Below are 26,472 nucleotides of genomic sequence, written 5' to 3'. Positions count from 1 at the left end.
TCAGGTAGAGTCCCTATACTAGTCGCTGTTTTTTATATCATCCGATCACTAACCGCTATCTACAGGAGTAATTATGGTCCTGGTAACTCGTCAAGCCCCAGACTTCACCGCAGCTGCCGTTTTAGGCAGTGGCGAAATCGTCGAAAATTTCAACCTGAAGAAGCACATCAACGGTAAAGCTGCCGTGATCTTTTTCTGGCCGATGGACTTCACCTTCGTTTGTCCGTCAGAGCTGATTGCTTTCGATCACCGCTATGCCGAGTTCAAGAAACGCGGTGTAGAAGTGGTTGGCGTTTCCTTCGACTCCGAGTTTGTTCACAACGCATGGCGTAAAACCCCTGTGGACAAAGGCGGCATCGGCGAAGTGCAATACGCGATGGTTGCTGATATCAAGCGCGAAATCCAGAAGGCCTACGGCATTGAGCACCCAGAAGCAGGTGTTGCACTGCGTGGTTCTTTCCTGGTCGACAAAAACGGCGTAGTTCGTCACCAGGTGGTGAACGATCTGCCGCTGGGTCGTAACATCGATGAAATGCTGCGTACCGTTGACGCCCTGCAATTCCACGAAGAGCACGGCGAAGTGTGCCCGGCGCAGTGGGAAAAAGGTAAATCCGGTATGGGCGCGTCACCAGACGGCGTAGCGAAATACCTGTCTGAGAACGCAGACAAGCTGTAATTCCTCATCCTGCCAACATGGCAATATGATGACCAAGCCAGTTGCGATGCGACTGGCTTTTTCTTTGCCCGCCATTTATCCCTCTGTTCTTCTTCATCTCTCACCGCCTCTTCCCTGCGATATCTTAAATAATACAAAAGGTTGACTAGGGGCGCTAAATCCTTAGCCTTAAAGCCACATCGTGTTAATGCACGACAGATTCATTGGAATAAAAGGAGAACGCATGCAACAAAACCTCACGCTGTGGCTGAGAGAAGCTGAGATACAACACGCGAGCATCATTGCGTTACTGATTGTTCTTGGGCTGATATTGCTCATTTCTGCCGTCATCCACCTGATTTTGCATCAGGTTGTGCTGAAAAGAATGGTACTGCGTTCGCTCAATAAGCCTGGAAAAACCGAGGGGCATGGGTGGAAACAGGCACTGACGCAACACAACTTGTTTAACCGGCTGGCCTTCTTGCTGCAAGGGGTGATCCTGAATATTCAGGTCTTTGTGTGGCTTCCTACGCAGAGTGAAACCCGCGAAACGCTGATCATCTGTTCCCAGGTGTGGATCATGATCTTTGCGCTGCTGTCCCTATTTTCGCTCCTTGATGTTCTGCTCAACGTTTCCGCCCGAACCAAAGTCGCGGCCCAATTGCCTCTGCGCGGTATCTTCCAGAGTCTGAAGCTGATCGCCACCATCGTTATCAGCATTATGGTGGTGTCACTGCTCATCGGGAAATCACCGCTGATTCTGATCAGTGGGTTAGGCGCGATGGCCGCCGTCCTGATGTTAGTGTTCAAAGATCCGATTATGGGATTGGTTGCAGGAATCCAACTCTCTGCCAACGACATGTTAACGCTGGGTGACTGGCTCGAAATGCCGAAATACGGTGCTGACGGGGCCGTTATCGATATCGGGCTGACAACGGTAAAAGTGAGAAACTGGGACAATACCGTCACTACCATTCCCACCTACGCGTTAGTCTCCGATTCTTTTAAGAACTGGCGTTCGATGTCCGAATCTGGGGGCAGGCGCATCAAGCGCAGTATCAATATCGATACCACCAGCGTGCATTTTATGACGGAAGACGAGCAGGCCCGATTGCTGCGCAGCAAATTACTGTCGCCTTATATTCAGAACAAGAAGAGCGAACTGGAGCAGCACAATGCACAGTCCGATTCCGACCTGACATCACCGCTGAATGGCCGTCGTTTGACGAATTTAGGCACGTTTCGCGCCTACCTTCAGGTTTATCTGCGCACCCATCCGGGTATTCATAAAGGCATGACGCTGATGGTGCGGCAACTTGCGCCAACGTCAGAAGGGGTACCGCTGGAAATTTATGCGTTTACCAACACGACCGCTTGGGTCGATTACGAAAGCATTCAGTCTGATATTTTCGACCATATTTTTGCGATCTTACCGGAATTCGATCTCCGCGTTCATCAAATACCAACCGGCCACGATATGCGGGTCATGGCACAGCAAATGACGACCCCGAAAGCGTAATATCAATTCAAAAAAAAGCGCTCCAACAGGAGCGCTTCTTCTGACAGCAAGCGACTAGCTTAATGCTATGCCGCTACCGCGTTCTGACGCTTCTTCTTCCAGACATAGCCCACTAAAAGCAGCACTATCCAAATGATGCCGACATACAGCGACACGCGCGTGTCCGGGAAGTAGCCAATCAACCCGATGATGAAGAACAGGAAGACGATGCCGAACACGGAGGTCACGATGCCACCGCGCAGTGGGAACGCCAGCGCCTTCACTTCATCTGGGCTCAGACGGCGACGGAATGCAATCTGAGAAAACAGAATCATGATCCACACCCACACCGTTGCAAAGGTTGCCAGTGAAGCAATCACCAGGAAAACTTTGCCGGGCATAATGTAATTCAGATACACCGCTACCAGCAGCGCCATCATCATCACAACCACCGTGACCCACGGGATACCACGCTTGGAAAGGCGGCTAAATACCTTCGGTGCGTGCCCCTGCTCCGCCATCCCGTGCAGCATTCTGCCGACGCCGAAGACATCGCTGTTAATCGCCGACAGCGACGCGGTAATCACGACAAAGTTCAGGATACCTGCCGCCGCTGTAATGCCCATATGCTGGAATGTCAGCACGAACGGGCTTCCGTTAGTACCTACCTGATTCCACGGGTAAATCGACATAATCACGAACAGCGTGCCGACATAGAACACCAGAATACGCCATGGCACAGAGTTAATCGCACGAGGGATAGACTTCTGCGGGTCTTTGGCCTCACCGGCCGTAATCCCGATAATCTCGACGCCGCCATACGCAAACATCACCAGTTGCAACGACAGAATCATCCCCATCACACCGTTACTGAAGAACCCACCATTGCTCCAGAGGTTGTGGATACCCGTCGGTTCCCCCCGTTGCCAATCCCCCAGATGATGATGCCGATCCCAGCTGCGATCATGATGATAATGGTGGCCACTTTGAAGAAAGAGAGCCAAAACTCCAGTTCACCAAAGGCTTTCACATTCATCAGGTTAATGGCACCAATGATAAGCACCACGCTCAGAACCCACACCCAGTGCGGCACGGCAGGGAACCAGACGCCCATGTAGATACCAAACGCGGTCACATCGGCAATGGCAACAATCAGCATCTCAAAACAGTAGGTCCAGCCGGTGATATACCCCGCTAATGGCCCGAGATAATCCTGCGCATAGCGAGAAAACGAACTGGACTGCGGGTTGTGCACCGACATTTCGCCCAGTGCGCGCATGATGATATACGCGACAACTCCGCCGATCAGATAAGCCAACAATACGCTGGGGCCAGCCATTTGGATCGCACTCGCGGAACCATAAAACAGACCGGTTCCGATCGCCGAGCCAAGGGCGATAAAGCGGATATGCCGCGTGCTTAACCCACGCTTAAGCTTGGAGGATGGTTGTTCCATTGATAAGCAACCCTGTCTTATATAAAGGAAAATTTTACAAAAAGAAAAACCACAGGCAAAAACCTGTGGTGCATAAACCCAACCTTGTGCTGGAGCAGTACGCTATCCCTACCGCCCCAGCGCTATCAGGCATTAACGATGTTATTGATGTACCGTAACTTCCTGACGACCACAAAGTCTGTCGTAAATCACCGCAACCAGTAAAATCAGCAGTGATGGTGGCAGCCAAGCCAACCCTTGCTCGCTCAGCGGCAGGTTGAGGCTCCACTCTGGCAACAGCGATTTGAAGGCCGACGATTTTACACCATCAATCATGCCAAATAACAGACTGACTAACATGACCGGGGCCACAATACGTGAAGCGCTATTCCACCAACGCAGCGTAAAGCTCAATAAAACCAGAATGATACACGGTGGATAAATCGCCGTCAGTACAGGAATGGAAAGTTGAATCAGATGGCTTAAGCCCAGATTAGACACCACCATCGAGAACGTTCCCAACACAAATACCAGCGTGCGGTAAGACAACGGCAGGTATTGCGCAAAGAATTCAGCACAGGCACAAGTCAGCCCCACCGCCGTCACCAGACACGCGATGAAGATTAACAACGCCAGGAAGCTGCTTCCCATATTGCCAAACGAATGTTGCACATAGGCATGGAGAATTTCAGCACCGTTCTGCGCCTGCGGCACCAATTCACCGCTGACGGAACCGAGCTGGAACAGGCTCAAATAGACTAATGTCAGGCCAATACCGGCAATCAACCCCGCCCACATGGTGTAACGCGTCAGTAGCACAGAGCTGGTCACCCCACGCGAGCGCGCAGCATTAACGATCACGATGCCAAAGACCATTGCGCCCAGCGTATCCATCGTCAGATAGCCGTTAACAAAACCATTAGAGAACGGCAGTTGCTCATACGTTTCTGTCGCCGGGATAGGCGAACCGGCAGGCCACAGCACCGCGGCAATACCCAGTACCGCCAGAGCAATGATCTTCAACGGTGCCAGCACATGACCAACCGTATCCAGCAGTTTGCCCGGATACAGGGAAATCGCGATCACAATGGCAAAATAAATCAGGCTATAAATCAGCAGCGGAGAGGCTCCGTTGCCGACCAAAGGCGCCAGACCGACTTCAAACGAGACGGTTGCCGTGCGCGGCGTTGCGAACAGTGGCCCAACGGCCAAATAGCACACGGTCGCCAGAACAACACCGGCCTTTTTACCAATCGGCGAGCTCAGCGCATCAACGCCACCACCAACCCGGGCAAGCGCGATCACGGTCAACACCGGTAGGCCAACCGCCGTCAGCAGAAAGCCGAGCGCTGCGGTCCAAACGTGCTCTCCGGCCTGCAATCCCACCATAGGCGGAAAAATAATATTTCCTGCCCCCACGAACAAAGCAAAGGTCATAAAACCTAATGCCACGATATCTTTGGAAGTTAAACGATGACTCATAGTTATGTCGTGTTGCCTGTATCAAATCGATAAAAGAAAACGGTGCCGTTTATCGCCGCCTGAAGCCATTCACAAAGGGCTAGTGCGAAGCTGACGCCAACGCTCTGGAAACGCGAAAGATGGCGAGCATATACTCTAAATAATTCGAGTTTCAGGAAGGCGGCAAGCGAAGCAATCCCGATGAGCTTACTCAAGTAAGTGATTCGGGTGGCTGAATGCGGCCAACGCACATGCAACTTGAAGTATGACGAGTACAGAGGAGTTATTTTTTGCACAGCCATATTGGGTGCTAAGTAAAACGTTTATAGCGTAAAAAGACAAGTAGAGATCCAAAAACCAGAGTATCAAGCCTAACTATGCCAAAAAGTAAGAATATAAATTGGTTTATCCTGATTTGCATAACACATGATTTGCGCATTTATCGATATTTCATTGCAATAAAACTGACAAAAACTGGAATAAAATGCGCTGTTCGATCATAAAAAAAACATATTTCACAAAAGCGTCGCGAATAGAAAGCCGGATAACGGCCACAAAAAAGGCCGGATCGTATGATCCAGCCTTTGTATGTCTGTTGCAGAATAGCGCGCTACCTCATCGGTATCACCACACGCGATTGGCGATATCCACAACAAGTTTCAGCTTATTCCACTGCTGCTCTTCCGTCAGGCTATTGCCCTCTTCCGTTGAAGCGAAGCCACACTGCGGGCTCAGGCAAATCTGGCTGAGATTGACATATTTTGCCGCTTCCGCGATACGCGCCTGCACGACTTCTGCCTCTTCCAGCTCACCGTTCTTCGTGGTGATCAGTCCCAGTACCACCTGTTGATGACCCGGCTTCACAAAACGCAGCGGCTCAAACCCGCCGGCTCTCTCGGTATCGTATTCCAGGAAGAACGCATCGACATTCACTTCGCCAAACAGAATTTCTGCCACAGGCTCGTACCCGCCTTCAGAAATCCAGGTGGAGCGGAAATTACCGCGACAGACGTGCAAACCGATCACCAGATCCGCAGGCTTATCAGCCAGCGCTGTGTTCAGCACATCAGCATAGGTCCGTGCCAGCTGTGCTGGATCTTCACCACGTTCACGGATCTGGCGTTTTTGATCGTCAGAGCACAGGTAAGCCCACACGGTGTCATCCAGTTGCAGGAAGCGGCAGCCTGCGTCATAAAATGCGTGAATCGCATCGCGCCAGGTTTGTGCCAAATCGTCGAAATAGTCCGCCAGATCGGGATAAACCGTCGCATCAATCGCTTTGCGGCCGCCGCGGAAATGCATCACGCTAGGGCTTGGAATCGTCATTTTAGCGACCGCATCGCCAGAAATGCTGTTCAGGTAGCGGAAATGATCGAGCATCGGATGCTGGGAATTGAAGCTCACTTTATCCACAACGCGAATCGCATGGGATTTGGTCTGAATACCGTTGAATTGAATACCGTGATCGGCTTCGTAGCGCTCCACGCCGTTCAAGTCGGCAAAGAAGTCGAAGTGCCACCAGGCGCGACGCAGTTCACCATCCGTCACAACCTGTAGGCCCGCTTCACGCTGCTTTTCTACCACCCGCAGAATCTCGCGATCTTCAATGCTACGCAGCGCAACATCATCAATCTCGCCTGCCTGATGCTGAAGACGTGCTTCCTTAATCGCTGCTGGACGCAAGAAACTGCCGACGGTATCGGCACGGAAAGGGGATAAGGTGTTCGCCATATGTCGCTCCTGACATGTTGCCAGCACCGACCTTCAGGAAAGAAGCGCGCTGACAGATAGTTTCAATATGAAATATTTGCCCAGAGAGATAATTACATTTAATTTTATTTAGCCATCTGGACGTCTAAATTTAAAACTATCCTGTCACGTGGCGAATCACAGGGCAATAGAAGAATTTTCACGTCACATGAAGAAAATTCATCTAACGTGAAAACATCGCAAATTCGTAGTGGAAAGAGAAATTATTCCGGCAGGCCAATCAGCTGACGCGCCTGACGACGCGTTGCTTCCGGCAGTGGCAAATAACCATCCTGATTCACCAACGACTGCCCCGTTTCAGACAGCACACGTTCTAGAAATGCCGCCGTCAGCGCTTCCAACGGTTGGCTGGGTGCTTTGTTCACATAGATATAGAGATAACGGGTGTAGGGATACAAACCGCTGCGGATATTTTCAGTCGAGGGGTAGATGTAGTCGGTGCCTTGTGCGGCTAACGGCAGCATTCTCACGCCGCTGGTACGAAAGCCCACGCTGGCATAGCCGATGGCATCGGTTGACGCCGCAACTGCCTGCACAACGGACGCCGAGCCCGGCAACTCATTAACCTGAGGAAGGAAATCGCCACGGCACAGCGCCTTTTGCTTAAAGAACCCATAGGTTCCCGACGCAGAGTTTCGCCCATAGCGCAGTAGCGTGCGTTTTTCCCAACTGCCGTGCAGGCCGAGATCGCCCCACTGTTTTATCGGCTGGTGGTTACCGCAGCGCTGCGTAATCGAAAAGATAGCGTCCAGCTGCGACAAGTTCAGCCCCGGCAGCGGATTATCCTGATTGACCAGCACGACCAGCGCATCCAGTGCCACCGGCACCGCCAGCGGCGGGTAGCCATAATGCTGGACGAACGCCTCAATTTCGCTGGCCTTCATCGCCCTGCTCATCGGCCCAAGCTGCGCGGCACCCGATGCCAGAGACGTCGGCGCAGAGGACGAACCGGCGGCCTGAATCTGTAAATTCACGTTCGGATAATGCTGGCTGAAATCCGCCGCCCAAAAGGCCATCAGGTTAGCCAGCGTATCCGACCCCGCGCTGGAGAGGTTACCTGCCAGCATCTGACGAGGCTGCGCGGAGCACAACGCGCTGAGCAGCAGTAAAAAAGCGCCCGCAATACGAGTGGCGGATGTCATAGATAGCGTTTTCCGTCAGGCTGAAGGTTTCACCGTATTTTCAGCCAGAGAGGCAGGGACAATCAACCGATTCGGCAACGTAAAGACGAAACGTGAGCCCAGACCATCCTCACTCATGATCTCCAGACGGGAATCATGATGGCTAAGCGCATGCTTAACAATCGCCAGCCCCAGTCCGCTGCCGCCTGTTTGTCGTGAACGCGCCTTATCCACCCGATAAAAGCGCTCCGTCAGGCGCGGCAAGTGCTCGGCCGCAATGCCCGGCCCGTTATCGCTGACCTGAAATTGCGCGCCCTGTGGGATCTTCTGCCAGCAGACTTCGATACGCGTTCCCTCTGGCGTATGGTTGACCGCGTTATACACCAGATTGGATACCGCACTGCGCAGCTGTTCTTCATTACCAAACACGCGGAGGCTTTCGTTCACACGAAAGACGATCTCATGACGCCCTTGACTCAGCGTCTGCGCTTCACGCTGAAGTACGCGCAGCATCAATGGAATATCGACTTTTTCATTCAGATCGATTGCCGTCGCCGCCTCAATACGGGACAAGGTCAGCAGCTGTTTGACCAGCCCATCCATGCGTCGGGTCTGCTCCTGCATGGTATTCAGCGCTTTTCCGCGTAGCGCCGCATCCAGCGTTTCTTCCTGCATCATTTCCAGATAGCCCTGCAACACCGTCAGCGGCGTACGCAGTTCATGGCTCACGTTGGCAAAAAAGTTACGTCTGGCGCCTTCAAGCTGGTGCATTTGCGTAATATCACGCACCACCATCAATAGCTGGCCTTCGGAATAGGGCATCACGCGGAATTCAACATGGTGGGAATTATTCAACTGCAGCGTGAGAGGACGGCTAAAATCCTGTCCTTTCATGTAATTCGTGAATTCGGGATAGCGCAATAAGTTGAGGATATTCTGACCGTTATCTTCCGGCCAGCGGAAATTTAACAGGTGCTGCGCCAGATGGTTACACCAGAAGATCGTGCCTTCTTCGGTGGTGATCACCACGGCATCGGGTAAGGATTCGGCACCGCTGCGAAACCGTTTGATCAGGAGTGCCAGTTCCCGACGTCGACGTCGATTACGCAACTGCATCTGATAGAGCCCGTAAAACAGCGGCTCCCAGCTCCAGCGACCAGGTGGTGGCGTCATGCTGCGGTCAACCCACAGCCAATAAGAGAGTTTTAGCTGGTTATAAAAATTCCAGCACAGTAAGCCTAATACGGCGACCAGCAGAAACCAGGGCAGATAGCCAAAAATCAGCCCCAGCAGTAAAGCGGGCAAACAAAAAAAAGCTAGCTCCAATGCCAGCCTTTTCCAGGATAAACGTTCTAGCACGTTAATGTGTCTCCGGTTACGATCACCTCAGTAACGCGTTGAAAAACGGTAGCCCGTTCCCCGAACGGTTTGCACCATTTTGTCATGTCCGCTGGTTTCCAGCGCTTTACGCAGGCGACGAATATGGACGTCGACAGTACGATCCTCAACATAAACGTTAGTGCCCCAAACGTGATTCAGCAACTGTTCCCGGCTATAAACACGTTCAGGATGCGTCATAAAGAAATGCAGCAGTTTAAATTCCGTCGGTCCCATGTCCAACGCGTGCTCTTCGGTCGTCACGCGATGTGAGGAAGGATCGAGACTCAGGCCACGCATTTCAATCACTTCTTCCACTGCCATCGGTGAAATTCGGCGCATGACGGCTTTGATACGCGCCACCAATTCTTTGGGTGAAAACGGTTTGGTAATGTAATCATCCGCTCCCACTTCAAGCCCGCGCACGCGGTCTTCTTCTTCGCCACGCGCGGTCAACATCATCACCGGGATATCACGCGTCAGCGCCTCGCGCTTCATATGCTTAATGAATTGCAGGCCCGACCCGCCTGGCAGCATCCAGTCCAATAACACCAGTTCAGGGAATGGCTCCGACAGTTGCGTTACCGCGCTGTCATAGTCTTCAGCTTCAACGGGTTGATAACCATTTTGTTCCAGTACAAAGCAGACCATTTCACGAATTGGTGCTTCATCTTCCACGACTAATATGCGTTTTGCCATTGTTAATCCTGTCGTTAATCATCGTCGCTGTTAGCAGGCGGAGGCATTATGCGTCAGTTTTATGACAGATTTATGAAAAACGCACGGACCGCTCTGCACGATTGTTACAGCGCGTACATCCGATTTTTCGAGCCGCTTTCCAAACGTCTGATTCCACCGCGACAGCCGCCATCCCTGCTATATATAATCATGGCATTACGATGACAAAGCACCATGGCGACGACACACCCTTTCACATAATAAATAATGACAACGTCATCCACCGCCACGCGGCATGAATATCGAGAGAACACGATGCGCATTATCCACACCGCCGATTGGCATTTAGGGCAATATTTTTATACCAAAAGTCGCGCTGCTGAGCATCAGGCTTTTCTAAACTGGCTTATCGTTCAAGTAGAACAACATCAGGTCGATGCCATTATCGTTGCTGGTGATATTTTTGATAACGGCTCGCCCCCCAGCTATGCGCGAGAAATGTATTATAGCTTCGTGGTCGCGCTACAGCGCACAGGCTGCCAGCTCATCGTTCTCGGCGGTAACCACGATTCTGTCGCGATGCTAAACGAATCCCGCGAGCTGCTTGCCTGCCTGAACACGAAGGTGATTGCCTGCGCCAGCGACGATCCAGCCCAACAGGTGCTTCTGCTGGAAAACCGTCAAAAGCAGCCCGGTGCCCTGCTCTGCGCGATTCCTTTTTTACGTCCACGTGATGTGTTAACCAGCAAAGCCGGACAATCCGGGGATGAAAAACAGCTGGCGCTACAGGAAGCGATTACCGCGCACTACCAGCAGTGTTACCAACTGGCTTGCCAAAAGCGCGACGAGCTTGGCCTGCAGCTGCCGATTATCGCAACCGGGCACCTGACGACGATTGGCGCAACCGCCTCGGAATCCGTGCGCGATATCTATATTGGTACGCTCGATGCCTTCCCTGCTCAGGCTTTTCCTCCTGCGGATTATATCGCGCTCGGCCATATTCACCGCCCACAGCGCGTGACCCAAAGCGAGCATATTCGCTACAGCGGTTCGCCGATCCCGTTGAGTTTTGATGAACTAAACAGTGAAAAATCCGTCTGTCTGGTGAGCTTTGCATCTGACACGTCACCGCAAACGCCTCCGCAGATAGACATCCTGCCGATTCCCATGACTCAGCCGATGCAGCTGATTAAAGGCAGCCTGAGCGATATTGAAAAACAGCTGGCCACCTTCCAGAACTATCAGGGCGATAAACCCGTGTGGTTGGATATTGAGATCAACACGCAGGATTATCTGAGCGACATGCAAAAACGCATTCAGGCGATGACCGAGAACCTGCCCGTAGAGGTGCTGCTGCTGCGCCGCACGCGTGAACAGCGCCTGCAGGCGATTACCCGACAGGACAAGGAAACGCTGAACGAGCTGAGCGTACATGACGTTTTTGAACGTCGTCTGGTAACGGAGACAGACATGGAAGACAGCCGCCAACAGCGTGTTCGCACGCTGTTTAATCAGGTTATTGATGAACTGGAAAATAGCGAGACGGCCAAATGAAGATTCTCAGTCTGCGCTTAAAGAACCTTAATGCGCTGAAAGGCGAATGGAAGATCGATTTCACACAGGAGCCGTTTTCCAGCAACGGCTTATTTGCCATTACCGGCCCGACCGGCGCGGGAAAAACCACGCTGCTGGATGCGATCTGTCTGGCGCTGTATCACGAAACACCACGGCTTGGCCTGCTTTCCGCCAGCCAGAATGACCTGATGACGCGTAATACCGCAGAGTGCCTTGCCGAGGTTGAGTTCGAGGTTAAAGGCGTCGGATATCGCGCCTTCTGGAGCCAGCGCCGGGCAAGAAATGCGCCAGACGGTAACTTACAGTCTCCCAAAGCCGAACTCGCGCTCATTGAAGACGGCAAAATTCTGTGTGAAAAGCTCAATGATAAGAAAGAGATGATCACACAGCTCACCGGGCTGGATTTCGGCCGCTTCACGCGATCCATGATGCTGTCGCAGGGGCAGTTTGCCGCCTTCCTCAACGCCAAAGCAGATGATCGAGCGGAACTGCTGGAAGAGCTGACCGGCACGGACATTTATGGCCTGATTTCCGAACGCGTCTATGACAAACACAAGCAGGCAAACGTCGCACTGAACACGCTACAGGCGCGCGCATCAGGCATTCAACTGCTGACCGATGAGCAACGTCAGCAGGTGGAAGAGCAGCTTGCCGAGCTAATCCAGCAGGAGCAACAGGGCAACGCCGAACGTGAGCAAGCGCTGACTACGCGGCGCTGGTTTGAGCAACTGACGCAGCAGCATGCGCAGCTAACCAACACGCAGGCGCAGCATGCAAGTGCCGAATCCGCCATTCAGCAGGCTAAACCACAGCTCGACAGGTTAACGCACAGCGAACCAGCAGAAAAACTGAGGCCGCTACATCAGGAACGAGAGCGCTATCGACAAGAATCTCTTACGCTGGCACAGCGTATTGAACAACTGACCGAGAAGCAGGCCGCCGAGCAGGTGACATTAACCGCGCTACGCCAGCAGGAAGAAAAAGCAGAGCAGGAGGTTAATGAGCACAAACGGGTACGGCAGCAGCAAGAACAGGTGATCAACGAACAGGTTGTGCCACTTGACCATCGCATTGCCACGCTGGTGCAGCAAAACGCACAGCAACAGGACGAACTGGCAAAAACGCAGGCTCGTCTGCACGCCGATGAAAGCAAACAAACCCAGACAGCGACGGAACAGCAGCAGGCTAAACAGCAGCTTGAACAAATTCAGTCTTACCGCCAGCAATACGCGCATCATCAGCAGTGGGGAGAACAACTTCCTCAGTGGCGCACTCAGTTTCGGCAATTGCGCCAGCTTCAGGATGAGCAAGAGAAGCTGAAGCAAAAACAGGCGCAGCACACCGTACAGTCAGCAGTGCTACAGCAAGAGACAGTGACGCTGGCGGCACAACAGCGTGAACAACAAGCGGTCGTTGATGCGGCCCGTCAGCAGTTCATGCAACACGATGAAACACGGCAACAGCAGGAAGCGCACCAGCCGCTTTCCGCCCTGCAACAGCAGTTTAATCAACGCATTGACCAGCGAGCTGAACGCCAACGGCTCGCGACAATCAGCGACCAGTTCCAGCGTTTGCATGTGCGCAAGCAGCAGTACTTCACCAAACAGGGTGAAGTACAAGAGCATATCAGCCAGTCAGAAATCTTAAAGCAACAGCAGCAGTCTGAGCATGAGCAGCGTAGCCAGCATCTGGTCGATCTGGAAACCGTGCTCCGGCAGGAAGAGCGTATCGTTAAGCTGGAGGCTGAACGCCAACGGCTCCAGGCCGGAGACGCATGCCCGCTATGTGGTTCAACCGAGCATCCCGCTATCGAACGCTATCAGGCGCTGCAACCGTCTGAAACCCAAAGCCGCCTGACGTCGCTACAGCAGGAAGTGAACCAGTTAACGACAGCGCTGGCGAATACGACTGCACAGTTGGCCTCGCTAGCGCAACAGCGGGAACAGCTACAACAGGAGATCGCTCAGCTCGATAGCGAACATCACACCCTGCGGCAACAGTGGCAAGATGTCAGTGAGCGCTTACAAGTTAACTACACGCTGGAACAACCGGATGAGATCGCAGTCTGGCTTACGCAAAATGAAGCCGAAGAACAGGCTATTCGACAGCAGATTACCGCACGCGAGCAATTGCAAAAACAGTGGCAGGAAAGTAAGGATTTACTGACCTCCACAGAGGCAGTGCAGCGGGAACTCGACCAGAAAATCGCGCTCAACACCCAGCAGCAAACTTCGCTAAGCGTTACGCAGCAAGAAATCGAGCTGTCGCTGCAAAACGTGCACCAGCAGATCACGCAGCACACTCAGGAAATCACGCAGACGCTGGCAACCTTAAGCCTTGTTCTACCTGAAGCCGACGCACAGAATGACTGGCTGGCTCAGCGCGAGAACGAGTGGCAAGACTGGAAAACCAAAGAGCAGGAGCAATCTCGCCTAGTTCCTCTATTAGCCACGTTGGAAAGCGATCTTCAGCATCTGAATCGCAGCGTGACCGAGGCAAAACAGCAGCTCCACACCCAGCAACAGCATCTGGAACAGCTCCTCGCGTTGCTCAACGCGAGCCAAAAAGAGCGACAGGCACTTTTCGGCGACAGACAAATCGCGGCTGTGCGCGAACAGCTACAGCACACCAGCCAACAGTATGACGATGCGCTCCGACTAGCACGGTCAGCTCGTCAGCAAACCGAAACGGCGTTGAGCCGTCTGACGGGAGAGCTGGCTAGCACGCAACAGCAGTATGAACAGAGCACGCGCCAGCATGAAAGTGCGGCCGAACGTTTTATTCAGGCTTTACAGCAAAGCACTTTCGCCGATGAAGCCACGTTCCTCAATGCGCTGCTTGATGAGCAGGAACGCCAGACATTGCAGGCATGGAAGGAAGAACTGTATCAGCGTTTGCAGCAGGCGGCGGCCCTTCATCAGCAGGCTGAGCAGGATCTGCTCGCCCATCAACAAAAGCGCCCTGCTTCCCTGACGGAAGACGCCACACAAGAAGCGGTACAGCAGCAGTTGGCAGCGCTGGATGAAACGCTGAAAGCGAACCTGCGGCAGCAGGGAGAGTTCCAGCATCAGTTGGCTGACGATCGACAACATCGCCAGAACCAGCAAGATTTGCTCAATGAGATCGCCCAAAGTCAGCAAATGTATGACGACTGGAGCTGTCTTAATACGCTCATCGGCTCACAAAGCGGGCATAAATTCCGTAAATTTGCTCAGGGGCTAACGTTGGATCATCTGGTTTATCTTGCCAATCTCCAGCTTTCCCGCCTGCACGGGCGCTATATGCTGAAACGGAAACCCGGCGACGATCTGGAGCTGCTGGTGATGGATACCTGGCAAGCGGACGCCGAGCGTGATACGCGTACGCTGTCTGGCGGCGAGAGTTTCTTAGTGAGTTTGTCGCTGGCGCTGGCGCTATCCGATCTGGTCAGCCATAAAGCCAGCATCGACTCGCTGTTTCTGGATGAAGGCTTCGGCACGCTGGATGCCGAGACGCTGGATATCGCGCTGGATGCCCTCGATAACCTGAACGCCTCCGGTAAAACCATCGGCGTTATTAGCCATGTCGAAGCCATGAAAGAGCGAATTCCGGTACAGATCAAAGTGCAGAAGATTAACGGGCTGGGCGTCAGCCGATTGGCGCCGCAGTACGCCGTTTAGCCATTACTCCGTCTTTGGCCAGAGCCAGGCGGCTCCGCGTACCCCGCTGGAGTCGCCGTGTATGGCCTGGCGCACGGGCGTTTCGCACTCACCGCCGAAGATCCACGGTTTAATCTTTTCCGGCACGGTTTGATAAAGGCGAGCAACGTTGCTCATTCCGCCCCCAGCACCACGACATCGGGGTCGAGCAGGTTAATCACATGCGCCAGCGATTTTGCCAGACGATGTTCATAACGCTGTAACGCCAGTTCTGCGACAGGGTCGCCCTGCTCCGCTAAGGCAATAATCGCCTCGCCCTTGTGCGGCTGACCGCTCAGGCGTTGGTAATCCAGCGCAAATCCCGTACCGGAAATAAAGGATTCAATGCAGCCAGACTTGCCGCAGTAGCAGGGAACCGTCTGCCGATAGCGCAGCTCATCGTCATCCATCCAGGGCAACGGATTATGTCCCCATTCGCCCGCAATACCGTTGCCGCCGACGTGAGCCTGACCGTTCAGTGCAATGCCCGATCCGCAGCCAGTTCCGATGATGACCGCGAAGACGGTCTGCTTCCCTGCCCCGGCACCATCAACTGCTTCTGAAACTGCGAAACAGTTCGCGTCATTGGCAACCCGCACGGGCCGATTCAGCAGCGTGGCGAGATCGCGATCCAGCGCCTGACCGTTGAGCCAGGTGGAGTTGGCATTTTTTACCTTACCGGTAAACGGCGACAGCGTACCGGGGATCCCCACGCCGACGCTGCCGCGAGAGCCGGTCGCTTTTTCAGCCATCTCCACCAGCGTGGCGATAGTCCGCAGCGTTTCCGGATAATCATTTCTTGGCGTCGGCATACGCTGCCGAAAACGCTCCTGCCCCTCGTCATCCAGTGCAATGACTTCCGTTTTCGTCCCGCCTAGATCGATACCGATTCTCATGATGTCTCCCCGCGTGTTGTAAATAGGCCAGAGTAAATTCACTACCGACCTGAAAACGTTCTGATTTATAGATAGAAACCCTAAATAATTCGAGTCGTGCAGCCAACGCACATGCCACTTGAAGTATGACGGGTATAACCAGAGAAACCAATCAGCTGCCATTCAAAGCGTGATAGGTATTCCTCTGAATCCCGGTATTTTATTCCACATAACCGTCTCGAATTCGTTATCATGCGCGCAACATTACAAACCCGCGTGCAAACCTGCGCGCCCAGTCAGGGATAACACCATGTTGTGGTTTAAGAACTTAATGATTTACCGCCTAAGCCGGGACAGCGTGCTGTCCAAAGATAACGTTTTATCTGCGGATGAACTGGAAAAACGGCTCAGCGCTTTCGCATTCACCCCGTGCGGCAGTCAGGATATGATGAAAACGGGTTGGGTATCGCCGATGGGATCCCATAGCGATGCCTTAACGCACGTCGTTAATGGGCAAATCGTTATCTGCGTCCGCAAAGAAGAAAAAATCCTGCCGTCTCCGGTCATCAAGCAAACCCTTCAGGCCAAGATTGAACGTCTGGAAGCGGAACAGCACCGCAAGCTGAAAAAAACCGAAAAAGACTCGCTGAAAGACGAAGTGCTGCATAGCCTACTGCCGCGTGCATTCAGCCGTTTCAGTCAGGTTTGGCTGTGGATCGATACGGTTAACGGCCTGATTATGGTCGATGCTGCCAGCGCCAAAAAAGCGGAAGATACGCTGGCGCTGCTGCGTAAAACACTGGGATCGCTGCCCGTTGTGCCGCTGACGATGGAAAATCCTATCGAACTGACACTAACCGAGTGGGTTCGCTCCGGTGAGCCAGCGGCAGGTTTTGCGCTACAGGATGAAGCAGAGCTGAAAGCCATTCTGGAAGACGGCGGCGTTATCCGCTGTAAAAAACAGGATTTGGTATGCGATGAAATTGCCGTACACATTGAAGCTGGCAAACTGGTTACCAAGCTGGCGCTGGACTGGCAGGAACGGATTCAGTTGGTCTTGTCCGAGGACGGTTCGGTAAAACGCTTGAAGTTCTCTGATACGCTGCGGGAACAAAACGACGATATCGATCGGGAAGATTTTGCTCAGCGGTTTGATGCCGATTTTATTTTGATGACCAGCGAGCTGGCGGCATTGGTTGCGAATCTGATTGAAGCACTGGGCGGAGAAGCTCAGCGTTAATACTGTCGATTTTTAATACTGTTGACTGTTAATACTGTCGATTGTTAATGCAGTCGGCGATTGCCCGCCAGCGTTCTGGCGGGCAATACCTCTTCAGTACCTGAATCCGTTAAACTCGGAATGCCCCGACAACGGCGTTCAGTTCTTCAGCCTGTGACTGCAACGCACCCGACGCAGCAGCAGATTCCTGCACCAGCGCGGCGTTTTGTTGCACCATTGAATCCAACTGCGCGACCGCTTTGTTGATCTCGTTGATGCCACGCATTTGCTCATCGGCCGCATGCGTGATTTCAGACATCACCGAACTCACCGTAGAGACGCCGCCGACAATTTCATTCATCGTGTCGCTGGCCTGACGAACCTGCACGGAGCCAGAGGTCACGCTGGAGACCGTCGCTTCAATCAGCTCTTTAATTTCTTTTGCGGCCTGCGCACTGCGCTGTGCCAGACTGCGAACTTCACCAGCAACCACGGCGAAACCACGCCCCTGTTCGCCCGCTCGCGCGGCTTCTACCGCAGCGTTAAGCGCCAGAATGTTAGTCTGGAATGCAATGCCATCGATCACACCGATGATATCGCCGATTTTGCCAGACGCGACCACGATCTCTTCCATCGTGACAATCACATCGGACACCACTTTTCCGCCCGTACCGGCATCTTTCGACAGCAGCAGCGCTTTGGCGTTAACCTGCTGTGCAGAACCTGCCGACTGCGTGACCGCCGCAGAAATTTCTTCCAGCGAGGCTGCGGTTTGCTGAATGCTCGACGCCGCAGATTCAGTACGCGCAGAGAGATCGTTGTTCCCCGCCGAGATTTCATCCGCCGCGACCTGAAGCGATGCGCTGATATCGCGAATCTGCATCATTACCTGACTGATCTTATCGACAAAGATATTAAACGAGCGGGCAATTTGCGCCACTTCATCATGCCCTTCATCCGGCAGACGCTGTGTCAGATCGTTATTACCGCTGCTGATATCATCCATTGCATCGCGGATTTGCAGCAGACGCTTGAGCGCTGAGGCAATGATGAAACCAATCACCAGCGTGCCCAGCAGGGCGATAACGACTAGCGTGATCACAGAGGTAGACAGAAGAGAACGCATGCCCGCTGTCGCTTCGGCTTTATCCAACGCCACCAGCATGAACCAGTTCGTGCCAGCAATCGGTTTTGCCACCACGAGCTTTGTTGACCCAGAAAAATCCACATCGCGGGCGCTATCGGCGGAAAGAATGTCGTTCAGATCAATCCCGGGGGCAATGTCAGTGATATTTTTCAGCGTCAGTTTTTCATCCGGGTGAGCAATGATCAGACCGCTACGCTCGATGAGCACACCGAAGCTATCTTTGGCTGGGTTAATCGCTTTGACGTTTTCAATCACGCTGTTCATCGTGACATCGCTACCAACTACGCCTCTGACCGTTCCGCCGTCCACCACGGAAGCAACGAAAGAAACCACCAGCGTATTCGTCACCGCATCAACGTAGGGGGCAGTGACCAGCGGTTTGCCCTCTTTCACCGCCTGCTGATACCAGGGGCGGATCGTTGGGTTGTAATCGGGAGGAATACCGCCAGAATCGGCAAACTTAGCCGTGCCATTGGCATAACCCATGTACACATTCAGGAGGCCGCCGGATGACGCAATCTGTTTGAACAGCGGAATCGGATCCTCATCAGTCATGACACGGTCGTGCAACGCAGAAATCATCAGCGTTTTAGAAGCAACCCAGTCGCTAATCGCAATACTATGGCTAGTGGCTACCGCATTCAGCGTATTCTGGATCGATTCCTTATTAGCGTTATTGGCGATGGTGTAATTAAGAAAGGTATTGATAACAAGTGAAAGCACAACAATTGTCGAACAGGCCGCAAGGATGCGGGAGCGAGTCGTTTTCAGCATAAAATACTCTTTGCATAGAATAGTTATACTATCCATAACGGCACAGCAAAATAAAACTTGAATGCGATCACATTCCACAACAGCCATTTATCTTAAAACGCAGAAAAATAATTAATACGTTCAACCAAACCTTTATACAAAAAAAGACACCAAATGGATTTCCAACCAACAAACCAACACGAAAACCCAGTTTAAAGAAAATAAAAAGAACAAAAAACTTATTCACCCCCATAACATAAAATTATCGGTGAATGCCGTAATCTGTTGTATTTTAACAATCATGGGATTATTCCTAATAACTACGACATTCTTTTACGCTATTAATTAATAAACACCATTAAATAAAATAACTCATATATGGAATTAATGATGAGCACTACAAAGAATAGATGACGTTTTCGTGACAGGTAAACATGCTGAAAATCACTAAATATACTTTATTTTATGTGGCAACGCCGCGATTGCCATTTCCAGTATAGCGGTAATAATACCAGTGGTATTATTACCTCTACGCAAACCGATCAGGATCAGAGAAGAATGGAACACGCGCATACTCGATTAATAGAACAGCTTACTCAGCGCTTTGCGACAGCAGATAATACCCCACTCTATCTAAAGTTTGCCGAAACGGTAAAAAATGCAGTGCGCAGCGGTGCATTGGAACATGGCAATATTCTGCCGGGAGAACGTGACCTAAGTCAGTTAGCCGGCGTATCCCGCATTACCGTGCGCAAAGCGATGCAGACGCTGGAAGAAGAAGGTGTGGTGACCCGCGTGCGCGGCTACGGGACGCAAATCAATAATATTTTCGAATATTCGTTGAAAGAGGCGCGCGGATTTTCACAACAGGTCGTGCTGCGGGGTAAAAAGCCCAACACGCTGTGGGTAAACAAACAGATCGTAAAAAGCAGCAAGGAAGTAGCCGAGCAGTTAGCTATTGCGCCAGACACTCCCGTTTTTCTGTTGAAACGTATTCGCTATGTGGATGAGGATGCCGTTTCGATTGAAGAATCGTATGTTCCTGTTGATCTGATCGCTGACGCTGAGGATATCGGCGTCTCGCTTTATGACTATTTTCGTAGTCAGAACATCAATCCGCAGCGTACACGCAGCCGCGTCAGTGCCCGTATGCCCGATGCCGAGTTTCAGTCACACATTCAGCTTGATAATAAAGTACCGGTTCTGGTCATCAAGCAGATTGCGCTCGACCCGCAGAACCGGCCCATTGAGTACAGCATCAGCTATTGCCGTAGCGATCTATACGTTTTCATCTGCGAGGAGTAACCGCGTACGCAGTTCATCCAACGTAGGCGCGCAGTCTCCGCCGCGGTGACTCACGACATACGCCGCAACGGCGTTCCCCAGCGTGACGGCATCGCCCAACGACCACCCAGCGGCCAAACCAGCCAGCGTCCCGCCCGCGTGACTGTCCCCTGCCCCGATAGTATCCACTACCGTTGCCGGAAACGGGGCGACGATGCCTTCAGAAGTCGCGTCGAAATACCACGCTCCCGCTTTGTCTTGACGAATAATCACCGGGGCACAATACGCCGCCTGCCAGGCTCGCCCCAGCGTTTGCACATCAGCCGACACGCCGAGCATATCCGCCGCCACATCCGCTTCCTGACGATTAAGGGAAACCACGGGGTGAAGCGCCATAATGCGTGCCATCAGGCTTGCCGGTATATCGGCAATGCGTGGGCCAAAATCGATGAATGGCGTGACGTTATGCAAATTTTCCAGCCAGCTCACCAGAGGCTCACCGCACGGTGCCGCCAGTTGATAGCCAGAAAGGTAGACCAAACTCCCCGATGCGACGAATAACGACGCCAGCCAACTGTCGCTCCACTGATTCTCAACCCCGCTGAAGGACATAAAAGTCCGTTCGCCGTCCGGTTCAACCAGCGCCAGACACCAGCCGTTGTCTCCCGAATCGGTTTGTACCACCGTGGTGATATTTTGCTTTTCCAGACTCTGACGAATGATATCCGCCCACACGCCCTGCCCGACAGGCAAGGCGTTTTGTGCGGCTATCCCAAGGCGTTTAAGCGCGATGGCAATGTTCAAGGCACAGCCGCCAATATTCACGCTTTGCTGCTTCAGTTCGATATCACACCCGCGATACGGCAGAGCGTAAGCATCGGCAATCACGTCAATCACCGCCGCCCCGATGATGGTCAGCGGCTGACGCGTCGTTAGTCCATCCAGTTTTGCGGCAAGTTCGCTGGCCTTCATCACGCCTCCCGTGCTGAGCGGTATTGCTGGAGCAGGCTGGCGTAGCGGCGAAAATCAAGCTGGTTAATGTCATCCAGCTCCTGCTTCAGCGCGGCATCAATTGCCGTGACCCCGTGCAGCGCACCGCATATTGCAGTCGCCATCGCCCCGATAGTGTCGGTATCCCCTCCGAGGTTGGCGCACAGAATCGCACAGCGATTTGGGTCGGTCTGCGCCAATTCCACCATCGCGATGGCGGTAGCAACGGATTCAATGGTGCTCGTTCCCGCGCCAATCAGCTGATAAAGCTGTTCGCTAGCGCTTTCCGTCCCGTTTGCACGGCGCACGATACTCAGTGCCAGCTCCAGACGCGCGGCAAGGGAGGCGCTAAACGTCGTGATACGCTTTTCCTGCGCGTGGCGTGCCACAGACGGCAACGCGTCGACAATCTCCTGCCAGCTGGCGCCGTCAACTGCCCGGGAAATAGCCCAGGCAACGACGACCGCCCCCGCAATCGCCAAATCGGATTTATGTGTCGGGCTGGATGCCAGCGCTACCTGATCGATGAATTCATCAAGATCGTGCGCAGGCAGCAGACAGCCTAGCGGGGAAGCCCGCATCGCCGCGCCGTTCGTGACGCCATTATTTTCCAGCTCGCTGACCGGTGTTCCCTGACGAATCGCCTTCAACGCAATTTTAGAGGTTGGGCCGAGTACATTCTTATTAAATGCATCGAACGATTCTGCCCATTTCAGGATGTGGCGACCAATCGCATCGGCGTTGATGTCGCCATCGCATTCAATGATGGCGTCGGCCAGACTCAGCGCCATCGAGGTATCATCCGTAAACTCGCCGCGGCCAAAATAGCACGCCGCATTGTTTTCCACCGGTCCGGGTAAAAAGCGATCAATCCAGCCGAAATGCGCTTTCACACGCGTTCGGGGCCACAGTTCCGATGGCATGCCCATCGCATCGCCTAAAGCCTGGCCGTATAAGGCACCGAGAATACGTTCTTGTTTCATTTGCTTTCCTCTGTACTGAAATGCTTGTTTTTTGCACCGTCTACATCAATGGTCGAGATCGTCTTATCCGATTCACGGAAAAACAGGATAAAGATCAGCGCAATAATCGCGATCATCACCGCACCAAACAGCCACATACCGGTCCAGTTAAAGGTCAGGCCGTTCACCGGCTCACCGTGGGCGAAAAGTTTCTCCATCATCACGCCACCCAGACGATATCCCAACAGGCTGCCGAAGCCCTGACAGCAGAGCGTAATCAGCCCCTGCGCGGCCGTGCGCATATGCACCGGCGCTTTTTTATCAACGTAGATATAGGCGGTCACATAGTAAAAATCGTAACTCACGCCGTGCAGCAGAATGCCGAGGAACAGCAGTGCATACGTGAAGTAGTGGTAAGCGTCGCCGTAGACGAAAAAGACATAGCGGATAGCCGCTGTCACCAGCCCCAGCAACAATACCTTTTTAATACCAAAACGCTTGGTGAAAAACGGCAGCGCCAGCATAAAGAAGATTTCAGAGAACTGGCCCAGCGTCATCCAGCCAGTGGCATTTTTCATGCCAACTTCGGTGAGGAAGCCCGTGGCAAAAATGTAATAAAACGCCAGCGGCATCGCGAACAAGAAGGAGCAGACAAAAAACACCAGAAAGTTTTTGTCTTTCAACAGCACAAGCGCGTCCAGCCCCAGCATGACTTTAACATCCATCTTGCCAGTGCTTTTTGGTGGCGTATTGGGCAGGAAAAAGGCAAAGACGCCGAGCAACGCGGAGCTGGCAGCGGTAATCAGCAGCGGAACATTGGTGGGCGAAATATCGCTAAATCCAAGCCATGTCGGCAGAAAACCGCAGACGATCCCGGAGGCGATCCAGCCAATCGTTCCCAATACCCGGATACGTGGAAAATCCCGTTCTACATCGGCCACATGCGAGAAAGCGATGCTGTTAGTCAGTGCGATAGTCGGCATGTAGGTCAACGAATAGGCCAACAGCAGCGGGAAGAAATACATAAATTCCGTTTGCTGCGCCGCCAGGTACATCAGTATCGCCCCGGCGAACATCAATACCGCCAGCACCTTTTGCGCGGCAAAGAAGCGATCGGTGAGCGATCCCACCAGAATCGGCGACAGAATCGCGGCAATCGCAGTACAGGCATACGACCAGCCGATTTCACCCGCCGTAAATCCGCTTTTGCTCAGATAAAGCCAGAGTGGAACGAACCAGGCTCCCCAGATAAACCATTCAACGAACATCATGAACGACAGCTTTGCTGTAGTTTTCATATTTACATCCTTCATGACAGAGTAAGGTACACCTTTAAAATACCAATTAATAATACCTTTTAAATACCTTTGCGTTCATTACTTGAGCTACTTAACATTTTTGCAGCATTATTTATTACCATCAGAGGAAGAATGGCAGAGAAAGGCGCTAACCACGTTGGGGAGTAACAAGGGGGATGAGGCAGGACTAGGATAAAAAACGCCGCGTTATGTCGTACATAACGCGGCGAGAATGATCTACTCTACAGAGAGAGAATAGATATTACAGGTACTTACACAGATAAGAGGTCGGTTCGACCACCTGCAAATTGAATTCACTTTTTCCCGGAACGAAAAACGTTTCTCCCGGTGTGAAAACCTGCCAATCCGGTGCGCCTGGCAGCAGTACTTTCAATGCTCCGGTGATCACCGTCATTTCTTCCGGCTGTGCGGTTCCAAAGGTGTATTCACCCGCATCCATGACGCCGACACTGGCGCGGCCAATGCTGTCGCCTTCAAAACCGATTGATTTGACCTTCCCTGCAAAATACTCATTTACATTCAGCATAGCGCGGCACCCTATCATCGAAAAAATTCAGGAAATTCATCTTAAAAGGAGAGTCGAGCCACTGTCACGATCTATTCATTGAAAGTTGGTGTTCGGTAACACTGACTGGTGATTATTTTGCCAGTATCCGGCTCACCAACCTATGCAGCCGACGAGCGCAGCGCTTTCAGCACGCTTGCCACAATCGCTTCCGGCGTTTGCGATGCATCGATGACGTGGTGCGCGACACCGCGATAAAGCGCCTCGCGCGCGGCCAGTACATCAGCCATTTCCTCGGCGATAGGACGACCAGTCAACGTCGGCCGCTGGTTATCCTGCGGGTTTTCTTCCAGCCGCTGAGCCAGCAGTTCGGCATCCGCATGGAGGTAAATGACGGTGCCTTTATCATGCATAAAGCGCCGATTGGCTTCTGCCAGCACCATACCGCCGCCTGTCGCGACGATGCAGCGGTTGGACGTCACCTGCTGAAGCGCCAGACTTTCACGCTGGCGGAACCCATGCCATCCTTCCTGCGCAACCACATCAGCCACCGTCATATTGGTGGTCTGCTGCATAAACAGGTCGGTATCGACAAAGTCATATCCTAACGCCTGCGCCAGTTGATGCCCAACGGTGGTCTTCCCACAGCCTCTGGCACCAACCATAAAAATGGGGTGTGTCATGTAATGACGTATCCTTCTTCTTTAATTCACCCGCTCCGCCATACTTCAAGCTGGACGCACGTAGGCAGTCCCGCCACTCGAATTATTTCGGGTATCAAAGATAAATAGGGGTGATTACCTGCTTTGTCGTGGGCTGAATCATACCGATAAAATCAACAGAGAGGGAAGTGACTTCTCAGTGGAAACGAAAAGTTGAATAACTAAAAGTAAAAATTGAATAACGGGAAATAAAAAGCCCCGCGTTTAAAGGCGGGGCCATCACACTACAAACCGATCAGACGATTAATACGCGTGGAAATAATCCTGAATCACCGCTGGGTTCGTCGTTTTCGTCAGCGCCAGCATCAGCAGAATGCGTGATTTAGCCGGGCTCAGAGAATCGGCAACCAGACCCGGTTGGCCCGCATCCGGTGGCACAATGCCGCTACCGGTACGGCTGGAGCGCACAACAACAACGCCCGCGCTTTCCGCTTTACGGATACCTGCATCGCCGCGCTTGGATACCGAGCCTGCGCCCATACCCGCATAGACAATACCTTTCGCGCCGTTTTTGATAGAGGCGTGGTACATGTATTCAGGGTCATCCTGATAGCCATAAATAATGTCAACGGCTGGCAGTTTATCTACGTTGGTCACGTCAAATACGGAACGCGTGGTGTGAACTTTATCCAGACGCGTCTGGTAGTAAACTTTGTCACCGATAATCACGCCCAGATAACCTTCTTCTGGCGCTTTAAAGGTATCCAGCGTAGAAGCGTTGGTTTTGCTGATGAAACGAGCAGAACCAATACGGTCGTTCAGCACAACTAAAACGCCGCGACCGCGAGAGTTTTTATCCGCTGCCACTTTTACTGCGCCGTACAGGTTCATTGGGCCGTCGGCGCTGATTGCCGTTGCCGGACGCATCGCGGCGGCAAAGACCACCGGTTTGTCACTCTTCACCGTCAGGTTCAGGAAGTAAGGTGATTCGTCGAGCGTATCCGTACCGTGCGTAATGACCACGCCATCAACATCGCTGCGTGCCAGCAGCTCGTTCACGCGCTTGCTCAGCTTCAGCAGCACGTCGCTGGTCATATTTTCACTGCCGATGCTGGCAACCTGCTCGCCTGAAATATTGGCAAGCGTTTTCAGCTCTGGCACTGCTTGAATCAGCGTCTCTACGCCCAACGCACCGGCTTTATACCCCGTGGTTTGCGTATTGGCCGCAGCGGAACCGGCAATCGTACCGCCTGTGGCCAGAATGACAATGTTAGGTAGATTTTCTGCCGCATTTGCCAGAGACGAAAAACAAACAAAAACAACAACGAATAATGCGTTAAATATCCTTTTCATAACCTATACCAACTTATTGAGTTAAGTGGCAGACCAGATACGTCAGGTGCCTGATCTGTAAGTAAAAAACGTCCACTCTGTTAGCAGCCTGCCAACATTGGCGCTTATTCTGCCCCAGAACTCAACGAATTAATATATGCCTGTCAGACTTCACGT

The 26,472-nt window shown here is 52.6% G+C and carries 18 protein-coding genes and 2 pseudogenes; 6 read left to right on the top strand and 14 right to left on the bottom strand.

Going from position 1 to position 26,472, the window contains the following annotated elements; translation table 11 throughout:
- The first annotated feature begins 73 nt into the window (after positions 1-73).
- Together BJJ97_RS10685 and BJJ97_RS10680 are read left to right on the top strand one after the other, a co-directional pair.
- The gene (locus BJJ97_RS10685; protein WP_095698751.1) at positions 74-676 is read left to right on the top strand and encodes a peroxiredoxin C; all 603 of its coding nucleotides are present in this window, start codon (positions 74-76) and stop codon (positions 674-676) included.
- A 223-nt stretch (positions 677-899) separates the two neighbouring features.
- Entirely contained in the window at positions 900-2,174 is a 1,275-nt protein-coding gene (locus tag BJJ97_RS10680; RefSeq protein ID WP_095993927.1) for a mechanosensitive ion channel family protein, read from the top strand.
- A 65-nt stretch (positions 2,175-2,239) separates the two neighbouring features.
- Here the strand turns inward: BJJ97_RS10680 and proY are convergent.
- The 6 genes and pseudogenes from proY to phoB all read right to left on the bottom strand — a co-directional run bounded on the left by proY (position 2,240) and on the right by phoB (position 10,016).
- A pseudogene (gene proY, locus BJJ97_RS10675) lies at positions 2,240-3,609 on the bottom strand (proline-specific permease ProY).
- Positions 3,610-3,750: 141 nt separating this feature from the next.
- Positions 3,751-5,070, bottom strand: a complete 1,320-nt coding sequence (gene brnQ / locus BJJ97_RS10670) for a branched-chain amino acid transport system II carrier protein (protein WP_039485425.1) — start codon at positions 5,068-5,070, stop codon at positions 3,751-3,753.
- 603 nt (positions 5,071-5,673) lie between these two features.
- Positions 5,674-6,780 (bottom strand): cobalamin-independent methionine synthase II family protein, encoded by a 1,107-nt coding sequence (locus tag BJJ97_RS10660; RefSeq protein ID WP_095993925.1) that lies wholly within the window; start codon positions 6,778-6,780, stop codon positions 5,674-5,676.
- Positions 6,781-7,022: 242 nt separating this feature from the next.
- Positions 7,023-7,961: a PstS family phosphate ABC transporter substrate-binding protein gene (locus BJJ97_RS10655; protein ID WP_095698747.1), complete on the bottom strand. Its 939-nt coding sequence runs from the start codon at positions 7,959-7,961 to the stop codon at positions 7,023-7,025.
- A gap of 15 nt (positions 7,962-7,976) precedes the next feature.
- Positions 7,977-9,299: a phosphate regulon sensor histidine kinase PhoR gene (phoR, locus tag BJJ97_RS10650; RefSeq protein ID WP_095698746.1), complete on the bottom strand. Its 1,323-nt coding sequence runs from the start codon at positions 9,297-9,299 to the stop codon at positions 7,977-7,979.
- Positions 9,300-9,326: 27 nt separating this feature from the next.
- A complete protein-coding gene (phoB, locus tag BJJ97_RS10645; protein WP_005975981.1) occupies positions 9,327-10,016 on the bottom strand; it encodes a phosphate response regulator transcription factor PhoB in 690 nt (229 codons plus the stop codon).
- Between the two features lie 294 nt (positions 10,017-10,310).
- Here phoB and sbcD point away from each other — a divergent pair, with 294 nt between their 5' ends.
- Entirely contained in the window at positions 10,311-11,549 is a 1,239-nt protein-coding gene (sbcD, locus tag BJJ97_RS10640) for an exonuclease subunit SbcD (RefSeq protein ID WP_095993924.1), read from the top strand.
- A complete protein-coding gene (locus BJJ97_RS10635; RefSeq protein WP_095993923.1) occupies positions 11,546-15,229 on the top strand; it encodes an AAA family ATPase in 3,684 nt (1,227 codons plus the stop codon). Before sbcD ends, BJJ97_RS10635 begins: the two co-directional genes overlap by 4 nt.
- Positions 15,230-15,232: 3 nt before the next feature.
- Here the strand turns inward: BJJ97_RS10635 and mak are convergent.
- Positions 15,233-16,143 (bottom strand): annotated as a pseudogene (gene mak / locus BJJ97_RS10630) (fructokinase).
- A gap of 289 nt (positions 16,144-16,432) precedes the next feature.
- On the opposite strand from mak, the gene rdgC reads away from it, so the two are divergent.
- Positions 16,433-17,362, top strand: a complete 930-nt coding sequence (gene rdgC / locus BJJ97_RS10625) for a recombination-associated protein RdgC (RefSeq protein WP_039485408.1) — start codon at positions 16,433-16,435, stop codon at positions 17,360-17,362.
- A gap of 109 nt (positions 17,363-17,471) precedes the next feature.
- Here the strand turns inward: rdgC and BJJ97_RS10620 are convergent, their stop codons facing one another.
- Positions 17,472-19,262, bottom strand: a complete 1,791-nt coding sequence (locus BJJ97_RS10620) for a methyl-accepting chemotaxis protein (RefSeq protein ID WP_095993922.1) — start codon at positions 19,260-19,262, stop codon at positions 17,472-17,474.
- 537 nt (positions 19,263-19,799) lie between these two features.
- On the opposite strand from BJJ97_RS10620, the gene BJJ97_RS10615 reads away from it, so the two are divergent.
- Positions 19,800-20,546 carry a GntR family transcriptional regulator gene (locus BJJ97_RS10615; protein ID WP_095993921.1) on the top strand — a complete coding sequence of 249 codons (747 nt, stop codon included), beginning with the start codon at positions 19,800-19,802 and terminating at the stop codon, positions 20,544-20,546.
- Here the strand turns inward: BJJ97_RS10615 and BJJ97_RS10610 are convergent.
- The 6 genes from BJJ97_RS10610 to BJJ97_RS10585 all read right to left on the bottom strand — a co-directional run bounded on the left by BJJ97_RS10610 (position 20,520) and on the right by BJJ97_RS10585 (position 26,316).
- Positions 20,520-21,497 (bottom strand): PfkB family carbohydrate kinase, encoded by a 978-nt coding sequence (locus BJJ97_RS10610; RefSeq protein WP_095993920.1) that lies wholly within the window; start codon positions 21,495-21,497, stop codon positions 20,520-20,522. The genes BJJ97_RS10615 and BJJ97_RS10610 overlap by 27 nt on opposite strands.
- Positions 21,497-22,498: an ADP-ribosylglycohydrolase family protein gene (locus tag BJJ97_RS10605; RefSeq protein WP_095993919.1), complete on the bottom strand. Its 1,002-nt coding sequence runs from the start codon at positions 22,496-22,498 to the stop codon at positions 21,497-21,499. Before BJJ97_RS10605 ends, BJJ97_RS10610 begins: the two co-directional genes overlap by 1 nt.
- Complete coding sequence (locus BJJ97_RS10600) at positions 22,495-23,775, bottom strand: nucleoside permease (RefSeq protein WP_039485397.1); 1,281 nt, start codon at positions 23,773-23,775, stop codon at positions 22,495-22,497. The genes BJJ97_RS10605 and BJJ97_RS10600 overlap by 4 nt, the downstream gene beginning before the upstream one ends.
- Before the next feature lie 262 nt (positions 23,776-24,037).
- Complete coding sequence (gene ppnP / locus BJJ97_RS10595; RefSeq protein WP_039485395.1) at positions 24,038-24,322, bottom strand: pyrimidine/purine nucleoside phosphorylase; 285 nt, start codon at positions 24,320-24,322, stop codon at positions 24,038-24,040.
- A gap of 140 nt (positions 24,323-24,462) precedes the next feature.
- Complete coding sequence (gene aroL / locus BJJ97_RS10590; protein ID WP_039485393.1) at positions 24,463-24,984, bottom strand: shikimate kinase AroL; 522 nt, start codon at positions 24,982-24,984, stop codon at positions 24,463-24,465.
- 282 nt (positions 24,985-25,266) lie between these two features.
- The gene (locus BJJ97_RS10585; RefSeq protein ID WP_095698738.1) at positions 25,267-26,316 is read right to left on the bottom strand and encodes a type II asparaginase; all 1,050 of its coding nucleotides are present in this window, start codon (positions 26,314-26,316) and stop codon (positions 25,267-25,269) included.
- Between the last annotated feature and the right edge of the window lie 156 nt (positions 26,317-26,472).

Origin of the sequence: Pectobacterium polaris, from assembly GCF_002307355.1 — a bacterium.
In the GTDB taxonomy this organism is placed as follows: Bacteria; Pseudomonadota; Gammaproteobacteria; order Enterobacterales; family Enterobacteriaceae; genus Pectobacterium; species Pectobacterium polare.
The sequence above is the reverse complement of the archived record's forward strand: the minus strand, read 5'-3'. Positions and strand labels throughout refer to the sequence as shown.